The sequence below is a fragment of the Pseudoxanthomonas sp. UTMC 1351 genome (genome assembly GCF_040948865.1).
In the GTDB taxonomy this organism is placed as follows: domain Bacteria; phylum Pseudomonadota; class Gammaproteobacteria; order Xanthomonadales; family Xanthomonadaceae; genus Pseudoxanthomonas_A.
Window position 1 is genome coordinate 1 of sequence record NZ_JAVGJT010000075.1, and the last position, 1234, is coordinate 1234.

The 1234-nt window shown below is 59.1% G+C and carries 1 protein-coding gene; it reads right to left on the reverse strand.

Translation table 11 applies throughout. The annotated features are described in order from the left end of the window. Positions 1–29: 29 nt before the first annotated feature. Positions 30–1171 (reverse strand): IS3-like element ISStma9 family transposase gene (locus tag AB6O04_RS20655; RefSeq protein ID WP_368566308.1). Its coding sequence is split into 2 segments (ribosomal slippage): positions 30–934 and positions 934–1171, totalling 1143 coding nucleotides; the frame shifts between segments, so codons are not numbered across the junction. Positions 1172–1234: the final 63 nt, after the last annotated feature.

Here is a 1234-nt window from a genome sequence, read left to right on the forward strand (position 1 = left end):
TGAATCGCCCAGGCTTTTGTAGACAGTCGTCAGCCGTTTAGTGCGTACTGCTTCTCAAACTCTACCGGGGACAGCCCGTCGTTGGAACTGTGCCGCCGTTTCGGGTTATAGAACATCTCGATGTACTGGAAGACATCGGCACGCGCCTCGTCGTGATTGCTATAGATCGTCCGCTTGATCCGCTCCCGCTTCAGCAGCTGGAAGAAGCTCTCCATCGCCGCGTTGTCATGGCAATTGCCTCGTCGACTCATGCTGCACACGATGTCGTGCTCGCGCAGGAAGCTCTGCCAGTCTTCACTGGTGAACTGCGTGCCCTGGTCGGAGTGAAGCAGAAGCCCGGGGCTTGGCTTGCGCCGCCACACTGCAGCCAACAGCGCCTGCAAAACCAGGTCAGTATGTTGAGTTGGCCGGGTTGCCCATCCAACGACCTGACGCGAAAACAGATCAAGCACTACCGCCAAGTACAGGAAGCCGTCGTATGTGCGGATGTAGGTGATGTCCGTGACCCACGCGCGATTTGGTTCACTGACCTTGAAGCCGCGAGCCAGAACGTTCTTGGCGACTGATCCAACAGGGCCGCTCAATGGGCGTGGTCGCCGACCGTAGCCGACCATAGCCCGCAGCCCCGCGCTCTTCATCAAGCGTGCCACGCGATGACGACTACACGTCTCGCCAAGCTCGCGCAGATCTGTGGTCACTTTGCGGTGGCCATACACGGAGCCGCTTTCCAGCCAGCTGTGCTTGATCAGGCCGAGCAATCGCTGATCGTCTTTGTCGCGAGCGCTTGCCGGCTCTTTTAGCCAGGCGTAGTAGCCACTGCGATGGACGCCAAGCATCCGACACATCGCCGCGAGGCCGAACTCATCTGCGTGTTGCTTCATGAAGGCGTACTTTGCTCTTACCCCTTTGCAAAGTACGCGGCGGCTTTTTTTAGGATGTCTCGCTCTTCAGTGACCCGGCGTAGCTCAGCCTTGAGGCGGCGCACTTCCGCGTTCTGGTCCTGCTCGACACGCCGGCCAACATCGCCTTTGCCTTGTTGCCGCTTCCAGCCGTAAAGACTGTGGATCGACACGCCCAGTCGCTCGGCAACCTCCGCTACCGGACGGCCGTACTCAACGATCTGCCGGACCGCCTCGATCTTGAACTCATCGGTGTACCGCTTCGTGCTCATAACCACCTCCGCCTAAGCCATAGTTTATGGCTGCGAGGTGTCTACGAAACCCGGGGCGATTCA